The organism is Pseudomonas sp. KU43P, assembly GCF_033095865.1.
GTDB lineage: Bacteria > Pseudomonadota > Gammaproteobacteria > Pseudomonadales > Pseudomonadaceae > Aquipseudomonas.
The window spans coordinates 2,322,419-2,339,574 of record NZ_AP019365.1 but is presented as its reverse complement, the minus strand read 5'-3'; the positions used below and the strand labels follow the sequence as shown (position 1 = coordinate 2,339,574).

Annotated in this window: 18 protein-coding genes and 1 pseudogene; 17 read left to right on the top strand and 2 right to left on the bottom strand. The window is 62.7% G+C overall.

Annotation, left to right across the window (positions count from 1 at the left end; all coding sequences use genetic code 11):
- The first annotated feature begins 122 nt into the window (after positions 1–122).
- The 3 genes from feaR to KU43P_RS10670 all read left to right on the top strand — a co-directional run bounded on the left by feaR (position 123) and on the right by KU43P_RS10670 (position 3,146).
- Positions 123–1,037 carry a transcriptional regulator FeaR gene (gene feaR / locus KU43P_RS10680; RefSeq protein ID WP_317662918.1) on the top strand — a complete coding sequence of 305 codons (915 nt, stop codon included), beginning with the start codon at positions 123–125 and terminating at the stop codon, positions 1,035–1,037.
- 226 nt (positions 1,038–1,263) lie between these two features.
- Positions 1,264–1,662 (top strand): c-type cytochrome, encoded by a 399-nt coding sequence (locus KU43P_RS10675; RefSeq protein WP_317662916.1) that lies wholly within the window; start codon positions 1,264–1,266, stop codon positions 1,660–1,662.
- A 164-nt stretch (positions 1,663–1,826) separates the two neighbouring features.
- A complete protein-coding gene (locus tag KU43P_RS10670; RefSeq protein WP_317662914.1) occupies positions 1,827–3,146 on the top strand; it encodes a hypothetical protein in 1,320 nt (439 codons plus the stop codon).
- A gap of 30 nt (positions 3,147–3,176) precedes the next feature.
- On the opposite strand, the gene KU43P_RS10665 is transcribed toward KU43P_RS10670, so the two are convergent.
- Positions 3,177–3,656 (bottom strand): MarR family winged helix-turn-helix transcriptional regulator, encoded by a 480-nt coding sequence (locus KU43P_RS10665; RefSeq protein ID WP_317662912.1) that lies wholly within the window; start codon positions 3,654–3,656, stop codon positions 3,177–3,179.
- A gap of 172 nt (positions 3,657–3,828) precedes the next feature.
- Here KU43P_RS10665 and KU43P_RS10660 point away from each other — a divergent pair, with 172 nt between their 5' ends.
- From KU43P_RS10660 to KU43P_RS10595, 14 genes and pseudogenes are all read left to right on the top strand, one after another.
- Complete coding sequence (locus KU43P_RS10660; RefSeq protein ID WP_317662910.1) at positions 3,829–4,947, top strand: amidase; 1,119 nt, start codon at positions 3,829–3,831, stop codon at positions 4,945–4,947.
- Positions 4,948–4,957: 10 nt separating this feature from the next.
- Positions 4,958–5,470 (top strand): nuclear transport factor 2 family protein, encoded by a 513-nt coding sequence (locus tag KU43P_RS10655; protein ID WP_317662907.1) that lies wholly within the window; start codon positions 4,958–4,960, stop codon positions 5,468–5,470.
- Positions 5,471–5,616: 146 nt separating this feature from the next.
- Complete coding sequence (locus KU43P_RS10650; RefSeq protein ID WP_317662905.1) at positions 5,617–6,924, top strand: phosphate ABC transporter substrate-binding/OmpA family protein; 1,308 nt, start codon at positions 5,617–5,619, stop codon at positions 6,922–6,924.
- Positions 6,925–7,107: 183 nt separating this feature from the next.
- The gene (locus KU43P_RS10645; protein ID WP_317662903.1) at positions 7,108–8,331 is read left to right on the top strand and encodes an SfnB family sulfur acquisition oxidoreductase; all 1,224 of its coding nucleotides are present in this window, start codon (positions 7,108–7,110) and stop codon (positions 8,329–8,331) included.
- A gap of 10 nt (positions 8,332–8,341) precedes the next feature.
- Entirely contained in the window at positions 8,342–9,715 is a 1,374-nt protein-coding gene (locus tag KU43P_RS10640) for an LLM class flavin-dependent oxidoreductase (protein WP_317662901.1), read from the top strand.
- Positions 9,712–10,377, top strand: a complete 666-nt coding sequence (locus tag KU43P_RS10635) for a methionine ABC transporter permease (RefSeq protein WP_317662899.1) — start codon at positions 9,712–9,714, stop codon at positions 10,375–10,377. The genes KU43P_RS10640 and KU43P_RS10635 overlap by 4 nt, the downstream gene beginning before the upstream one ends.
- A 25-nt stretch (positions 10,378–10,402) precedes the next feature.
- On the top strand, positions 10,403–11,182 hold the full coding sequence (locus KU43P_RS10630) for a MetQ/NlpA family ABC transporter substrate-binding protein (RefSeq protein ID WP_317662897.1): 780 nt from the start codon (positions 10,403–10,405) through the stop codon (positions 11,180–11,182).
- Positions 11,183–11,198: 16 nt separating this feature from the next.
- Positions 11,199–12,221, top strand: coding sequence for a methionine ABC transporter ATP-binding protein (locus tag KU43P_RS10625; RefSeq protein WP_317662895.1), 1,023 nt, complete (start codon positions 11,199–11,201; stop codon positions 12,219–12,221).
- 162 nt (positions 12,222–12,383) lie between these two features.
- Positions 12,384–13,448 carry a TerC family protein gene (locus tag KU43P_RS10620; RefSeq protein WP_317662893.1) on the top strand — a complete coding sequence of 355 codons (1,065 nt, stop codon included), beginning with the start codon at positions 12,384–12,386 and terminating at the stop codon, positions 13,446–13,448.
- A gap of 111 nt (positions 13,449–13,559) precedes the next feature.
- Positions 13,560–13,952, top strand: coding sequence for a hypothetical protein (locus tag KU43P_RS10615; protein ID WP_411567238.1), 393 nt, complete (start codon positions 13,560–13,562; stop codon positions 13,950–13,952).
- An 89-nt stretch (positions 13,953–14,041) separates the two neighbouring features.
- Positions 14,042–14,191: a Com family DNA-binding transcriptional regulator gene (locus KU43P_RS10610; RefSeq protein ID WP_317662891.1), complete on the top strand. Its 150-nt coding sequence runs from the start codon at positions 14,042–14,044 to the stop codon at positions 14,189–14,191.
- Between the two features lie 42 nt (positions 14,192–14,233).
- Positions 14,234–15,064 (top strand): lipid II-degrading bacteriocin, encoded by an 831-nt coding sequence (locus KU43P_RS10605; protein WP_317662889.1) that lies wholly within the window; start codon positions 14,234–14,236, stop codon positions 15,062–15,064.
- A 53-nt stretch (positions 15,065–15,117) separates the two neighbouring features.
- Positions 15,118–15,519 carry a hypothetical protein gene (locus KU43P_RS10600; RefSeq protein WP_317662888.1) on the top strand — a complete coding sequence of 134 codons (402 nt, stop codon included), beginning with the start codon at positions 15,118–15,120 and terminating at the stop codon, positions 15,517–15,519.
- Positions 15,520–15,550: 31 nt separating this feature from the next.
- Positions 15,551–15,670: pseudogene (locus KU43P_RS10595) on the top strand (IS5/IS1182 family transposase); the annotation flags it as partial.
- 161 nt (positions 15,671–15,831) lie between these two features.
- Here KU43P_RS10595 and KU43P_RS10590 read toward each other — a convergent pair.
- On the bottom strand, positions 15,832–17,061 hold the full coding sequence (locus KU43P_RS10590) for an acyl-CoA dehydrogenase (RefSeq protein ID WP_317662887.1): 1,230 nt from the start codon (positions 17,059–17,061) through the stop codon (positions 15,832–15,834).
- Positions 17,062–17,156 lie beyond the last annotated feature (95 nt).

Below are 17,156 nucleotides of genomic sequence, written 5' to 3'. Positions count from 1 at the left end.
TCAGCGATACTTATATTCAGGCTCGATTTTTGCTTGAATTTTCAAGTGAATAGTAATGCATAACCCAAATTCCAAGAGTTCGCCCAAGCGAGCCGTTCCACGTCATACCGTGCGAGGCATCCATGACCCCTGCAAGCCGTGTTTCCGACGACCACTTCCAGGCCTGGCTCAGCCAGGTGAATGAAGCCTGCGGCCACTTCAACGGTCGCAAGCTCGACCCCGGCTTCGTCGGCCAGCTGGAAAAATGCCAGGTAGGCCAGATCTCCATGAGCATCGTCGACATGACCCAGGTAAACCTGTTCCGCGGCCAGCGAGAAATCCGCGCCAGTGGTGCCGACAACTACTACGCCGTGCTGCAACTGGCCGGCACGTCGCGCATCGAGCACCAGCAGGCATGCATCGAGCTGCAGGCCGGCGACCTCACCCTGATCGACGCCAGCACCCCGCTGGACATGCACTTTCACCAGCGCTCGCGGCAACTGTCGCTGATCCTGCCGCGCGCCCAGGTGCAGAGCGGCACCCGCGGCGTCGGCGTGGCCTGCGCCAAACGCATCGAGGCGCAGACGCCGCTGGCCAGCATGGCCCGGCAGATGATGCTCGAAGCCGGCCGCACCCAGCACATGGCTAACAACGAAAGCCTGGCGGTGCTCGACGCGCTGATCGCCCTGTTGCGCCCGGCCATCAGCCAGGATTCGATACCCGGCAGCCACGAGCGCATGTTCCGCAAGGCCATGGCCCTGATCGACCAGAACATCACCTGCGAAGGCCTGAGCCCCGAGTTCATTGCCCGCGAAGTGGGTATTTCCATGCGCAGCCTGTACCGCATCTTTGCCAAGCATGAACTGGTGATCGCCCAGTACATCCGTAACCGCCGCCTCGACTTCTGCGCCGAAAGCCTGCGCAACCCGGCCATGGACCAGAAGGTCTCGTCGCTCGGCTATGCCTGGGGTTTCTCCGATTCGAGCTATTTCAGCACCGCGTTCAAGGCCCGCTTCGGCATGACGCCGGGGGAATACCGCAAGCGCCACGCCAACTGAGTGGTCGCCTGCGCCCCCTGCGGGAGCGGGCTGCCGGCGATAGGTCCCGAACAGCCTGCTCAAGGCAAGCGGTTGCCTGCTCTGGCCTGATCGCCGGCAAGCCGGCTCCCACAAACCGACCTGGCACCCCCGGCAAACGGCCTGGCAGGCACAGCAAAACCTACTGCGCCAAGCTGGCGCACAATCAAACTCAATACCAACAAGAAACAACCCTGGAACCGTACTGATGTCGACCGTCATCCTCCGCAAATTCGCCGCCCCATTCCTGCTCGCCGCTCTGGCCAGCCCCCTGGCACTGGCTGAAGAATGCGCAGCCCCGCAGGCCCAGCAAGGCGAACAAGTTTTCGCCCGTGATTGCGCGGCGTGCCATTCCTCCCAAAAGAACGGGCCGACCATGATGGGCCCCAACCTGCACGATGTGCTTGGCCGTACCCCAGGGACCGTGGCGGGCGCCAACTATTCGCAAGCCATGAAGTCGCGCCAGGCCGCCTGGACCGCTCAAGGCATCAGCGCCTTCATCGAGCAACCACAGGCCGCCGTGCCAGGCACTTACATGCCGTATGCCGGCCTGCACGACGCTACCGAACGCCAGGCGGTGACCTGCTTCCTCGCCAGCCTCAAGTAACCCCGCAAGCAGTCGCCAAAGGCCCCGAAATGGGGCCTTTGGCGTTTTGGCACGCTGCCAAAGACAACTGGCAGCCAGGGCAAAAACTGGCGTCGGGGCTTCCTGCATGATCCTTGGCATGTCTTCGGAACTTCTGCCAAACCCATAACAAAGGAAGCCAGACCATGCTGCACCGCCCGTTCCGTCTCACCCTGGCCGCAGTGCTGGCCGGGGTCTCGCTGCAGGCGTCCGCCCTGGAGCTCTACGGCGACGCCGAGCGCCACCTCAACGCCAATGTCGAAGCGGTGTTCGGTGCGTTTCACAGTGAAGAAAGCTACGCCATCGCCCGCGACCAGGAAGGCTCCGAGTCGTGGCGCGAGGGCTATATCAAGTACGGCCTGAGTGGCGACCAGCGCCTGGGCGGCGCCGGCTCGATGTATGGCGCCTTCGCCCTGCTCAGCTCCGCCACCTGGGGTGATGGCGATGCGGCGGGGTTCAGCGACGGTAGCGAGCGCACCACCAAGATCGAAGACGCCTATGTGGGATGGAAGTCCGGCAACCTGGTGCCGCTGCTGGGCGAGGACGGCATCGACCTGTCCTTTGGCAAGCAGATGGTCGCGGTCGGTGACGGCTTCCTGATCCAGGGCGACTCGCTCAATGTCGGCCACGGCCTGGCCGACGGCCAGTTCAACCGTGGCGGCGCCTACTACCTGGCCGCACGCAAGAGCTTCGACAAGACCGCCGTGCTGCGCCTGGGCGGCAAGACAGGCTGGCGTGGCGATGTGATGTGGCTGCAGTCGGACAACCGCGCCCAGGCCAACACGGAAATGCACGTGGCCACCCTGGAACACGTGGCGGACGCCGGCACCGTGGGCCTGACCTACGTCGGCACTACCCACGTCGACGAGCAATACGCCTCGCCCCAGCAGCTGGAACGCGACGGCATGAAGACCTACAGCCTGCGCGGCCAAGGCAATGCCGGGGTGGAGAACCTGTTCCTGTCTGGCGAGTACGCCACGCAGGACAAACCCCACACCAGCACCGAAGATGCCTGGTACCTGGAGGCTGGCTGGACCTTCGCCGACCTGCCGTGGCAGCCGAACGTCAGCTACCGCTACAGCCGCTTCTCCGAGCAGTACGACACCCTGTTCTACGGCCTCGGCCGCGGCCTGGGCACCTGGTTCCAAGGCGAGGTGGCCGGCAACTATGCCAGCCCGTTCAACAGCAATGCGCGGATTCAGAAGGTCGGCCTGACGGTCAGCCCTACCCCGTCGCTGAACCTCGGCGCCATGTGGTTCAAGTTCGACACCATCGACCGCAACCTGGGCAATGCGGACGGCCGCGAGCTGGACCTGTACGCCGAATGGACGATCAACGACCACTTGATGGTGGTGCCGCTGGTGGGCCTGTACCAACCCGAGCGCAGCTTCGAACAGGGCGGCACGCAACTGGGCAACGACAACAACAACCTGTACACCCAGGTGGTCTTCGTCAGCACCTTCTGATCGGCGGGGGCGCAGCGCGCCCCTTTGCAGTCAGAGCGTCTCCAGGTTGTGGAACACCACTTCCAGCATGCGGTTCAGCCGTTGCACCTGGGCTTCTGTCAGCCCTTTGAAGCTGCGCTGGAACAGTTCACGGGTCACGTCCTGCATGCGCTCGATGTTCTGCAGGCCGACCTCGGTGATGCGCACCTGGGTCACCCGGCCATCTTCGGGGCTTGGGGAGGTTTCCACCAGGCCGTCGTCCTTCATGCGATAGACGATCTTGGTGATGGTCGACAGCTTGGCGATGGCGTGGGTGGAAATCTCGGAGATGCTCGATTCACCGTTCTCGTTGAGGATCCACAGCACGCGCCAGCGCGGCACGTCGAGGTCGATCTTCTTGAGCAGACGCTCCATGTTCTGGGTGTAGCGACCATGCACACGGGCCAGCCAGTAGAAAGGGAAATCTTCCTTGCGAAATTCATCGCTGGCCGGGTCGTGATGGCTGTGGCCTGTGTTCTTCGAGTTGCTCATCGATTCACTACTTGTGCGGAAATAGTCGCGCCATCATAGCCGTTTCCACGCATTTGGCTACCGGCAGGCGTCATACAATGCTGGAATATTCAGTTGACATTTCACGTAATTCGCACGCATGTTAACGGCTGGACCGTGGTCCGGCATCCCTTCGGAGAAAGGCTGAATAAAAATGACAATACTCGTTGAAACCCTCGACCTGGGCGGCGCCGGCCCCCGGGTCATGGTCAAGGACACCATCGATGTCGCCGGTACCGCGACCCGCGCCTCCAGCCAAGCGCTGGAGCAGGCACCACTGGCAGAACGGCATGCCGAAGTGGTCGGCCACTTGCTGGCCAACGGTGCGCGCCTGACCGGCAAGGTGAGCCTGCACGAACTGGCGTTCGGCACCACCGGCATCAACCACTACACCGGCACTGCGGCCAACCCACGCTTCCCAGGGCGCATTCCCGGCGGCTCGTCCAGTGGCTCGGCGGCCGCCGTGGCGGCGGGGCTGGCCGACTTCAGCCTGGGCACCGACACCGGTGGTTCGGTGCGTATCCCAGCCTGCTGCTGTGGCGTGTTCGGTTTCAAGCCGACCTTCGGCCGTGTCAGCCGCAAAGGTGTGATGCCGGCGCGCAGCAGCCTCGACTGCGTCGGCCCGTTCGCCGCCAGCCTGCCGATGCTGGTGCGTGCCATGAGCATGATCGACCCTACCTTCGTCCCCGCCCAGGTGCCGGCCAAGGCCCGTATCGGCGTGCTGCGGGTGACCGCCGAGGCAGCCATTCACAAGGTGGTGCATGGCGCACTGACGGCAACCGGCCTGCCCCTGGGCAATGTCGAGCTCAAGCACTTCGGCGCGGCCTATGACGCCGGCATGGTGGTGATCAACCGCGAAACCTTCGAGGGCTGTGGCCACCTGCTGGAAACCGGCAAGGTCGGTGCTGATATCACCGGACGCCTGGCCGCTGCCGGCCAGACCACCGACAGTGCGCTGGCCGAAGCCGAAGCGGTGCGCCAGCGCTTCACCGAAGAAGTCGACCAGGCCCTGGCCAGCTTCGACGTGCTGGCCTTGCCGACCATGCCCGACTTCCCGCTGCGCCTCGAAGCGGCTGCCGACACCCGTGCGGTGCTGGGCATGACCTCGCTGGTGCGCCCGTTCAACCTGTCCGGCCACCCAGCCCTGAGCATTCCCCTAGGCAGTGAGGCCGGCTTGCCGGTCGGCCTGCAACTGGTGGCCGCCAAGGGTGCTGACGAGAAGCTGCTGGCGGTGGCCGAGCGGCTGTTGCTGAACCTGTATCAGAATTGCTGAGGTTGCACCGATGATCGATATCCCAGCCCTGATGGCTCGCCTGCAAGGCTTCGAAAGCCAGCAGGCGATTCGCGAGTGCATCAATCGCTACATGGAACTGTGCGACCAGCTCGACGCCAGCACCCCACTCGACGAGCTGGCCGCACTGTTCACCCAGGACGCGGTGTGGGAAGGCAAAGGGGCGAAGTATGCCGAAAGCTTTGGCGGTTACCGGGGCCGCGAGGCGATCCGGGCAATGTTCGCCACCTACATGAAGACCCCGGCGCACTTCGCGTTGAACGTGCACTTTCTGACCAGCGAAGTGATCGAGGCGGACGGCGATCAGGGCGTGGGCCGCTGGGTGATGCTGCAGACCAGCACCTTTGCCGATGGCGCCTCGCACCTGAACGCCGCACGGCTGACGGTCCGCTTTGCCTTGGAAGAGGGGCAATGGCGCATGGCCCATTTCCAGACCGAAAACCTGTTCAGCCGGCCCGTCAGCGCCTGGAACAGCGAGGCGCCGTTGCCAGTGCCTGAGCGGTAGCTGCCGTCAGGCCGGCTCCCACATTCAAAACCAGTGATCTACCTGTGCAAGCCGGCTTGCCGGCGATAGGGCCCTCCGGGTTGTCACATTTCGGTCACGCCACCGTCGTAATCTGCCGGGCAACTCTATGCCAAAGGTTGCCCGGCATGCTGCGCCTGCTGCTCCTGCTCCTTCCCTTTCTATCCCTGACGGCCATTGCCGAACCTGCGCACCTGCGCGTGCAAGGCTCCAACACCATCGGCGCAGCCCTGCTGCCGGCCTTGGTGCAGGGGCAATTGCGTGCCCAGCAGGCGACGGCCATCGAGCAACGCTCCGGTACGGTGGCGAACGAGACCGTGATCAACGCCCGCGATGATCAGGGCCAACCGCTGCGCATCGACATCGCGGCGCACGGCTCAAGCACTGGATTCGCCGCCCTGGGCCGCGGCGATGCCGATCTGGCGGCATCCTCGCGGCCAATCAGCGACACCGAAGCACAGCAGCTCAAGGCGCTCGGCGACTTGCGTGCCGCCAGGGCCGAGCAGGTCATCGGCCTCGATGGCGTGGCGGTGATCGTCCACCCGGACAACCCCTTGCCCCAACTGAGCACCCGGCAACTGGCGCTAATCTACGCCGGGCAGATCCAGCGCTGGGAACAGCTCGGCGTGGCCGGCGGAGACATCCACCTGTATGCCCGCGACGACCGCTCCGGCACGTTCGAAACCTTCAAGGCCCTGGTACTGGACCCTCATCACGCCGAGCTGGCGGCAAAGGTGCAGCGCTTCGAGGCCAGCGAAGAGCTGACCGCTCGGGTGGTCGCCGATCGCCAGGCCATCGGCTTCAGCAGCCTGGCCGCCGTACACGGTGCCAAGGTGCTGGCGATCGCCGAAGGCGACGCCCCGGCGATGCTGCCGGAACGGCCCTTGGTCGCCAGTGAGGACTACCCCCTGTCGCGGCGCCTCTACCTCTACTTGCCGGCCAATGCCAAGCCCCAGGCCAAGGCCCTTGCCGACTTCGCACAGAGCCCGGCCGGCCAGGCCATCGTCGCCGAGCAAGGGTTCGTGTCCCAGCAGATCAACGCGCAAGCTGTGCCGGCCCAGGGCGACATGCCGCCGCGCTACCGCAACCTGGCCCAGCAGGCGCAGCGCCTGAGCGTGAACTTCCGCTTTCAGGAGGGTAGTGCCAGCCTCGACAACAAGGCCCTGCGCGATGTGCAGCGGGTGGCCGACTACCTGCGCCAGGCCGGCAAGCTGCAGAGCAAGGCCGTGCTGGTGGGCTTTGGCGACCCCAAGGAAACGCCAGGCCGGGCCGCCCTGCTCTCGCGCCTGCGGGCCCAGGCAGTACGCCGTGAGCTGGCCCGCGACGGTGTCGAGGTGCTGGAGGTGACCGGCATGGGCGATGAACTGCCGGTGGCGGGCAATGACCTGGAACAGGGGCGCCTGCGCAACCGCCGAGTCGAAGTGTGGGTGTACTGAGGCGCACAGGCGCCTGAGTGTTGCAGCGGCAACTGTTGCACCCCAGACAGCCCTTCAACACTTCTTCATGCGGCGCAACACAAGAACCCGGTTTTTTTGCGCCAATCGGCTGATTTAAAAGGCTTTTAATTCTGGCATGGCCCCTGCAGACATGGATTCAACCATCCAGTCTCCGAGGTCAACATGCCGACTGAAATCCGCTGCGCGGACTACGACATCCGCCAACCCAACGCCCACGTCATCACCGATGACGCCGAAGCCATCGACATCGCTCACCGCGTCGCCGCCCTGCTGCGCGAGGGCGCCGCCGAGCGTGACCGCAACCGCGCAGTGCCCGCCGATATCGTCGACGCCTACTCCAACAGCGGCCTGTGGGGCATCACCGTGCCACGTGACTACGGCGGCGCCGAAGTGTCCTTCGCCACCTTGGCGCAGGTGATCGCCATCGTCTCCGCCGCCGACCCTTCGCTCGGCCAGATCCCACAGAACCATTACTGCCTGCTCGAAGACATCCGCCTGCAAGGCACCGAGGACCAGAAGCGCTTCTTCTTCGACCTGGCCTTGAACGGCAACCGCTTCGCCAACGCCCTTTCGGAAACCGGCGGCAAGACCGTGCAGGACATCAGCACCCGGCTGGTCGCCGAAGGTGACGCCTACCGCATCGACGGCCGCAAAGGCTATTGCACAGGCTCGCTCTACGCCCACTGGCTCGGCGTGCTCGCCCTGGACGATCAGGGCCGGGCCCAGCTCGCGTTCGTACAACGTGGCACCCCCGGGCTGGTCATCGTCGACGACTGGAGCAGCATGGGCCAGCGCACCACCTCCAGCGGCACGGTGCTGCTGGATGGCCTGCGCGTACCAGCCTTCAACCTGTTCCCCAGCTATCGCTCGTACGAACGCCCGACCCTGGCTGGCCCGTTCGCCCAGCTGACCACCGCCGCCATCGATGCCGGTATCGGCCGCGCAGCCCTGGATGACACCATCGCCTTCGTCCGCGAACACGCCCGCCCGTGGATCGATGCCAAGGTGGAGCGCGCCAGCGATGACCCCCTGACCATCATCCAGGTCGGCGCTCTGGAGATTCGCCAGGAAGCCGCCGAGGCCCTGCTGGAACGTGCCGGGCGAGTATTGGACGCCGCCAAGCCGGCGCCCGACGAAGACAACGTCGCCGCCGCCTCACTGGCTGTGGCCAAAGCCAAGGTGCTGACCACCGAAGCCGCCATCGAAGCCAGCAACCGCCTGTTCGAACTGGGCGGCACACGTTCCTCACTGACCCGCCACAACTTCGACCGGCACTGGCGCAACGCCCGCGTACACACCCTGCACGACCCGGTGCGCTGGAAGTACCACCTGGTCGGCAACTGGGCCTTGAACGGCATCAAGCCGGCCCGCCACGACTGGAACTGAGGCCCGCGCCATGACCAAGCAGATTCGCCTCAATGCCTTTGCCATGAACACCGTCGGCCACCTGGCGCCCGGCCTGTGGCGCCACCCACGGGACCAGGCCACGCGCTACACCGACATCCACTACTGGACGGAGCTGGCCAGAACACTGGAGCGCGGCTGCATCGACGGCCTGTTCATCGCCGACGTGCTGGGGGTGTACGACGTGTACGGCGCCAGCGCCGACGCCGCCTTGAGCAACGCCGCCCAGGTGCCGGTCAACGACCCCCTGCAGCTGGTGCCCGCCATGGCTGCCGCCACGCGCCACCTGGGCTTTGGCGTGACCGCCTCGGTGTCGTTCGAGCACCCGTTTCCGTTCGCCCGGCGCATGAGCACGCTTGACCACCTGACCCAAGGCCGCGCCGGCTGGAACATCGTCACCTCCTACCTGGCCAGCGGTGCGCGCAACCTCGGCCAACGTGACCAATTGAGCCACGACCAGCGCTATGCCTTGGCCGAGGAATACCTGCAGGTCTGCTACAAGCTCTGGGAAACCAGTTGGGAAGACGATGCGGTGTGCGCCGACCGGGCCAGTGGCGTGTATGCCGACCCGCGCAAAGTGCATGGCATCGCGCACGATGGCACCTACTTCAAGGTACCGGGCTTTCACCTCAGCGAACCGTCACCGCAGCGCACACCGGTGCTTTATCAGGCTGGGGCTTCCAGCCGTGGCCGGGCGTTCGCTGCCGCTAACGCCGAATGCGTGTTCGTCGCCGCACCGAGCAAGGCCGTGCTGAAAAAGCAGGTAGCCGACCTGCGTGCTGCCGCCGTCGCGGCAGGCCGGGCCGCAGACAGCGTGTTGATTTTCGAGCAATTGACGGTGATCGTCGCGCCAACCGACAAAGCCGCCCTCGCCTTGCTGCGCGAGTACCGCGAGTACGCCAGCGCCACCGGCGCCTTGACCCTGATGTCGGGCTGGACCGGCATCGACTTCGCCAAGCTTGAGCCAGACCAGGTGCTGCGTGAAGTGCCCAGCGAGGCCATTCAGTCTGCCGTCGAGGCGTTCACCCGGGCCGATCCCTCGCGCACCTGGACCACCGCCGAAATCGCCGACTACTGCGCCATCGGCGGCGACGGGCCGGTACTGGTGGGCTCGGCGCAGAGCGTGGCGGATCAGTTGCAGGAGTGGGTCGAGGACACCGACGTCGATGGCTTCAACCTGGCCAGTGTGGTGGCCCCGGAAACCTTCACTGCAGTCGTCGACCTGCTGGTCCCGGAACTTCAGGCACGCGGACTGTTTAAGCGCGAATACGCCGAGGGCACGCTGCGCAACAAGCTGTTCGGCCAGGGCGACCGCCTGCACGCGCCGCACCCAGTGGCAACGCTACGCCAGGAGGCCCGGCGATGAACGAGCTGCTTGCGAATCTGGACTGGTCGGAAATCCTCCAGGCCTGCATCGACACGCTGAGCATGCTCGGCGCGGCGCTGGGCTTCACGGTGTTGTTCGGGCTGCCGCTGGGGGTGCTGCTGTACCTCACCGGGCAACGCCAGTTGCTGGCCAATGCGCCGCTGTATCGCGTGCTGTCGGCGCTGGTGAACGTGCTGCGCTCGTTGCCGTTCATCATCCTGCTGATCGTGCTGATCCCGCTCACCACGGTGCTGACTGGCACTTCACTGGGCGTGCGCGGCACCATCCCGCCGCTGGTGGTGGGCTGCACGCCGTTCTTCGCTCGGCTGGTGGAAACCGCTCTGCGCGAAGTCGACCGGGGCCTGGTCGAGGCCAGCCAGGCCATGGGCGGCAGCATCCGCCAGATCATCTGGCACACCCTGCTGCCCGAAGCCCGCACCGGGCTGCTCGCGGCCATCACCGTCACCGCCATCGTGCTGGTGGATTACACCGCCATGGCCGGCGTGATCGGTGGCGGCGGCCTGGGCGACCTGGCCATCCGCTTTGGCTATCAACGCTTCCAGACCGACGTGATGGTGGTTACCGTGCTGCTGCTGATCGTGCTGGTACAGGCGCTGCAGATGAGCGGAGACCGCCTCGTTCGCCACTTCACTCGACGCTGACTTCCATACCTTCAGGAAACCTCCCATGAAAAAGACCCTGGCTGCCCTTGCCACACTCATCGCCGCTCACAGCTTTTCTGCACAGGCTGCCGAACACTTGGTAGTCGGCGCCACCCCGGTGCCCCACGCCGAGATCCTCGAATTCGTCAAACCCACCCTGGCCAAGCAAGGGGTCGACCTCGACATCAAGGTATTCAACGATTTCATCCAGCCCAATCTGCAACTGGCGCAGAAGAACCTGGATGCCAACTACTACCAGTACCGCCCATTCCTCGATGACTTCAACAAGGCCCGCCATACCAACCTGGTGCCGGTGGTTGGCGTGCACATCGAACCCTTCGGCGCTTATTCGGCCAAGTACAAGACCCTCGCCGAGCTGCCCGACGGCGCCAGCGTGGCCATCCCCAACGACCCGGTGAACACCGGTCGCGCTCTGGTGCTGCTGGCCGAAGCCGGCCTGATCAGCCTCAAAGACCCGAGCAATCCGCAGTCGACCCAGCGTGACATCACTGCCAACCCGCACCACTTCAAGATCCGCGAACTCGAAGGGGCCATGCTGGCGCGCTCAGTCAAGCAGGTCGACCTGGCGTTCGTGTTCGCTAACTACGCCCTGGAAGCCGGCATCGACACCAACAGCGCGCTGATCGTCGAAAAAGGCAAGGACTTGTACGTCGAATACCTGGTGGCGCGCCCGGACAACCTGCAGAACGACGGCCTGCAGAAACTGGCCAAGGCACTGAACTCGCCGGAAGTCCGCAACTTCATCCTGACCCGCTACAAAGGGCAGATCGCCCCGGGTTTCTGACCAGCGAGGACCTCCCATGACCCGTTTTCCACAAGAAGTGCTGGCTGCAACCGCGCAGCTGCAATTGCGCGGGGTCCACAAGCGCTATGGCGGATTGTCGGCGCTGCAGGGCATCGACCTGCACATTCGCCAGGGCGAGGTGTTCGGGATCATTGGCCGCAGCGGTGCGGGCAAGTCGACCCTGCTGCGCCTGATCAACCGCCTGGAAACGCCCAGCACCGGCCAGGTGCTGATCGAGGGCGAGGACATTGCCACGCTCGGCAGCAACGGCCTTCGCCAGTTGCGGCGCAAGGTCGCGATGATTTTCCAGCACTTCAACCTGCTGGCCAGCCGCACGGTCGCTGAGAATGTCGAGCTGCCAATGCAGATGGCCGGCGTGCCGGCGCCGGAGCGCGTGCGCAGAGTCAGTGAGCTGCTGCAACTGGTGGGGCTGGCCGACCGCGCCGATGCCTATCCAGCGCAGTTGTCGGGTGGGCAAAAACAACGTGTGGGAATCGCCCGAGCCCTGGTACTGCAACCGAGCATCCTGCTGTGCGACGAAGCCACCTCGGCGCTCGACCCGCAAAGCACTCGCGCCATCCTTGCGCTGCTGAGCGATATCAACCAACGGCTGGGCTTGACCATCGTCCTGATCACCCACGAGATGGAAGTGATCCGCGACCTGTGTGACCGCGTGGCCGTGCTGCACCACGGCAGCGTGGTCGAACAGGGTGAGGTCTGGCAGGTGTTCGGCGCGCCGCAGCACTCGGTGAGCCAGTTGCTGCTGGCCAGCCATGAGCGCCCGCGCCAGGCTACGGAAGAGGCTGCCGGGCAGGCGCATCTGGAACTGCAGTTCACGGGTGTGAAAGGTATCGAGCCTGACCTTGCTCTATTGGCCAATGCCTTGGGGTCGCAGGTGCGGCTGCTTGAAGGGTCGATCGAGCGCATACAGGGCCGGGCCTTGGGCCGGCTGCGCCTGGCGGTGACCGGTGAAGCCTCTGCTGGCGAACTGCTGCAACGGGCGCGAGGGATTGCCGATTGGGCCCGGTGGGTGCATTGACCCCTGTACTTTCAGGCAAAGTTTTGTAACAGCGCGCCATTCGGCATCACGCCTCAATGGGTCTAGGCTCAAACCCATGTGATACCGGGCCCCTCTGACGGCGACCGCGCCGCCATGTCGGATCACTGTTGCCATGCAACGTCGACATTCAAGGAGGGGCTCATGACAGCTCTGCAGACATTCCTCACTACCCCGTTCCTGGGCACCAGCACTTGGCTTTGGCTGGTATTCCTGGCCATCGTCATCGGCTTGCTGGTACTCGACCTGGGCGTGCTGCACCGGCAGAACCGCGAAATCGAAATGCGCGAGAGCCTGCTGCTGTATTCGGGCTACTTCAGCGTCGGTGTGCTGTTCGGCGTGTGGGTCTGGTACGAGCTGGGGGCGCAGTCGGCGCTGGAGTTCTACACCGGTTTCCTGGTCGAGCAATCGCTTTCGATGGACAACGTGTTCGTCATGGCGATGATCTTCGGCTTCTTCGCCATCCCCCGCCGTTACCAGCACCGGGTACTGTTCTGGGGCATCCTTGGCGTGGTGTTCCTGCGCGCGATCATGATCGGCGTGGGCGCGACGCTTGTGCAGAACTTCGAGTGGGTGCTCTACCTCTTCGGTGCGTTCCTGCTGTTCACCGGGGTGAAGATGGCCCTGTCGAAAGAAGACAGCCACCCGGACCTGGCCAACAACCCGATCCTCAAGTTCGTCCGCAGGCACATGCGCGTGACCGACCAGATCCATGGCGCGCACTTTTTCGTGCGCCTCACCCCACCCGGCCAGAGCAAGGCGCTGCGCTATGCGACGCCACTGTTCCTGGCGCTGGTGTTGATCGAGCTGGCCGACCTGGTGTTCGCTGTCGACAGTGTGCCGGCGATCTTTGCCATCACCCAGGATCCGTTCATCGTCTACACCTCGAACATCTTCGCCATCCTCGGCCTGCGCTCGCTGTACTTCGCCCTGTCGGCACTGATGCACCGGTTCGTGTACCTCAAGTACGCACTGGCGCTGGTGCTGATCTTCATCGGCTGCAAGATCTTCTATCACGGCATGGTCGGCAAGGTGCCGGCGCTGCTGTCGCTCGGGGTGACGTTCGGGTTGTTGCTGGGTGGGGTGGTGGTGTCGTTGATCAAGACGCGGGGGGAGAAACCTGCGGTGGAAGCCGAGCCTGCCGCCCCCTTGTCGAATGAAAACGCCACGCCCGAGGCGAAGAAAAAGGACCCGGAATTGCGAGCATGAATCAACGAGTCGCCACAATCGACCTTTCCTACAAGCCCAATGAGAATCGACTGATTGTGGCACTCCTTCCCTCTTAGTCAGCATGCGCGCTCCCTGCACAAGGAGTGCCCCATGCAAAAACTGCCTATCCCTGATTTCACCCAACTGCGCGTCAGCCGCAGGCTCATCGCCGCCATTACCATTCCGGTACTTGCCGTGGGTAGCTTGGCGGTGTTGTTCAACGGCGTGTATTTCTATAACGAAGCGGGTCAGATGACCCACGTACGCACGATCTTCGGCGAAGAGAAAGTGGTGGAGGACGTCGGCTACGCCAGCCAATGGTTTGGCCGCAGCACCACCTGGCGCCGGACCATCGGCGTGCAATCGTCCCTGCAGGCAGACAGCCCGGATCTCGCCCGAGGTGGCCAACCCTCGGTAACCCTCGACAACCTGCCCATCGTGTTCCTGGGCAATGTCGATGCCAAAGCTGAATTCAGCACCCAGAGAAATGAGCAGGTGATTTGATCGCGCTTGATTGATTTTCCTCTTTCAAAATCGACGGGGGGCATAGCTACTTCTGACTATCCCTAGCTGAAAAACTTAAGGCTTTGCAGATGCTTAGAGATATTCGTTGCGGAAATTGCAACCGCCTCCTCGCTCGTGCAGGTGGGGTGGCCCAGCTCCAGATCAAGTGCTCCCGGTGCGGGACGCTGAACCATGTGAAGACCTTGAGTCTCGAGCTATCGCCTAAGAGCGATCCCTAAGTCCCGAAGAAGTGGACTTTCACTCGACTAAAAGGATCCATCATGTCTATTGAACTTCCTCCAATTAATGTTAACGCAACTGCTCCAGGTTACAGCTCTTCCGGTGGTCTTCCTTTCCCATCGCCAAACCCTGCTAATATTCTTCGCGGTCAAATGCTCCAGCGCCATAATTACTATGGTCAGGGTATGTGGCGTGAAATGGTGATTAAGCTCTGTAATGAGCAAGCAGCCAATATGACTAACGGTACATTCCCAGGCGGTATCTACCCATCGTTCCGAAAGGATTGCTATGGACTGAAGTGGGCGGACACCTACATGTGCAAGAACCCTGGCACTACACCAGCCCAAGCACTTTGGTATGTAGGCTCTAAAGATCCGCTGGCACCGCCAGAGGCGTCGCAGCCTACTGAGTTTTCGGGAAGCGTCTTAACGCCTGTTGCGGCCTTAGGGCACTTCATGTACGGTGAAGGTAGCGTGGCGAAAACGAGTATCAATTCGTTAGGACTCAACCTTAATGCTCAATCTATTTCAGCACTCGACAATGCCTTGGCTAGCGCAACGGTTGGTAGCAGTCGCGTCTCTTTGGACAAGATCCCGTACAATACGGCCAATGATTCTTGGATGACAGGTCTTTGGTTGGGCAACATCACGCTGAAGGTGGAGGGTACGATCACCAAATTTGCGGATGGCCGAGTCAATTTTGATGGTGAGGCTCGTGCCTACAACGACACATACGACGCAAACCCAGGCTCATGGCGCAGTGCGTTCGGAGAAGCTGCTACCGCAATTTTAGCCAAGATTCAACAAGAGCTTAACGCTAAGCCGTACTCGATCGAAATTCAGGGGTCATACCCGATCTCGATTCGGAAGTAGCATTTTAACAAATGCGCTCTAGAGATAGCGCGCATTTCAAGGGAAGAGACAAAATGGCAAAGGGGTTTTTGGCAAGGTTATCTCCCTTGGTGGTTATATGTTTTGCAAACATTCTACTGTGGCTCTTGCTTCGAAAGGAATTCGACTCTGGTGATGAGCGCGGTCAGGTCTACGAATATTTTGTGATGTACGTTTTCTACTTCACGCTTTTCGTGGCCTTCTTTTGCGTTGCGGCGTCTCTGGCTAGACCAGGCTTACGTGGCGGGGCAACTTGTAGAGCTGCTTATTTTGCACTGAGTATTCCGCCGGCAGCTTTCTCTTTGGTTGTAGGGCTGCTCAGTCTCAGCGTGGCTTTCAATGGGGCATTTCTAGCCATTTTCCCGGCAGCTCTGTATTTCATAGCTCTGATTTTGATTGCTAGGGAAATTCTGAAAAAGACTTTCCAAATCTGGTGAAATACGCCGATCCCGTTGCCCGATTTTTCCGATGAAGCAGATGACCTTCGCCGACGCCGAGTACGCCGGTAAGCGCAAGAAAACCTGCAAGGAGTTGTTCCTCATCGTGATGGATCAGGTTGTACCGTGGAAGGGATTGGCGGCCCTGATTTGTACTACTCAGACCATCCCTAACAGCAACTCAGGGAATTAATTACCCACAAACGAGAAATAGAAACTTCCTCCAAATAGCGAAGAACTATCCTTCAAAACATCGTTAACAGGTAATGCGGGACAAGCATTGCGCCTGTCCCGCAAGAGAATCAGCAGCAACTACCGCCCGCTACGCAACATCTCCGCCGGCACATACTTGCCGATCTCATACTTGCCAATCGCCGCCCGATGCACTTCATCCGGCCCATCGGCCAAACGCAGCGTGCGCTGCATCGCATACATGTACGCCAACGGGAAGTCCCCGCTCACCCCTGCCCCGCCATGCATCTGGATCGCCCGGTCGATCACCTTCAACGCCACGTTCGGTGCCACCACCTTGATCTGCGCGATTTCGCTGCGGGCGACCTTGTTGCCCACCGTGTCCATCATGTATGCGGCCTTGAGTGTCAGCAGGCGCGCCATGTCGATTTCCATGCGCGAGTCGGCGATCTTGTCGACGTTGCCGCCCAACCGCGCCAACGGGCGGCCGAAGGCTGTGCGGGCGACCGAGCGCTTGCACATCAGCTCCAGCGCCCGTTCGGCCATGCCGATCGAACGCATGCAGTGGTGAATCCGGCCTGGCCCCAGACGGCCCTGGGCGATCTCGAAACCGCGGCCTTCGCCGAGGATCACGTTCTCGTAGGGCACCCGCACGTTCTCGAACAGCACTTCGGCGTGGCCGTGAGGGGCGTCGTCGTAGCCGAACACCGGCAGCGGCCGTACGATTTTCACGCCCGGAGTATCGGTCGGCACCAGTACCATCGAGTGCTGCTGGTGGCGCGGGCCTTCAGGGTTGGACAGGCCCATGAAGATCATCACCTTGCAACGCGGGTCGCAGGCACCGGAGGTCCACCACTTGCGGCCATTGATCACCCACTCATCACCGTCACGCACGGCGGTGGCGGCCATGTTGGTAGCGTCCGATGAGGCCACGTCCGGCTCGGTCATGGCGAAGGCGGAGCGGATCTCGCCACGCAGTAGCGGCTCCAGCCACTGGCGCTTCTGCGCATCGCTGCCATAACGCACCAGCACTTCCATGTTGCCGGTGTCCGGCGCCGAGCAGTTGAACGGCTCCGGCCCCAGCAGCGAGCGGCCCATGATCTCGGCCAGCGGCGCGTATTCCAGGTTGCTCAGGCCGGCGCCGTATTCAGACTCGGGCAGGAAGAGGTTCCACAGGCCTTCGGCCTGGGCCTTGGCCTTGAGCGCCTCCATGATCGCAGTGGGCTGCCAGCGGTCACCTTCGGCGACCTGGCGCTCGAAGACCGCTTCTGCGGGATAGACATGGGCGTCCATGAACGCGGTGACACGCTCGCGCAGTGCCTGAACCTTGGGCGAATAGGCGAAATCCATCGGGGCTACCTTCACGGTTGGAAGTACATGGGCAGAGCCTAGAGCAGCCGGCCTCGATCCACCTAGTCTATTTTCTACGTGTATAAACATTCATA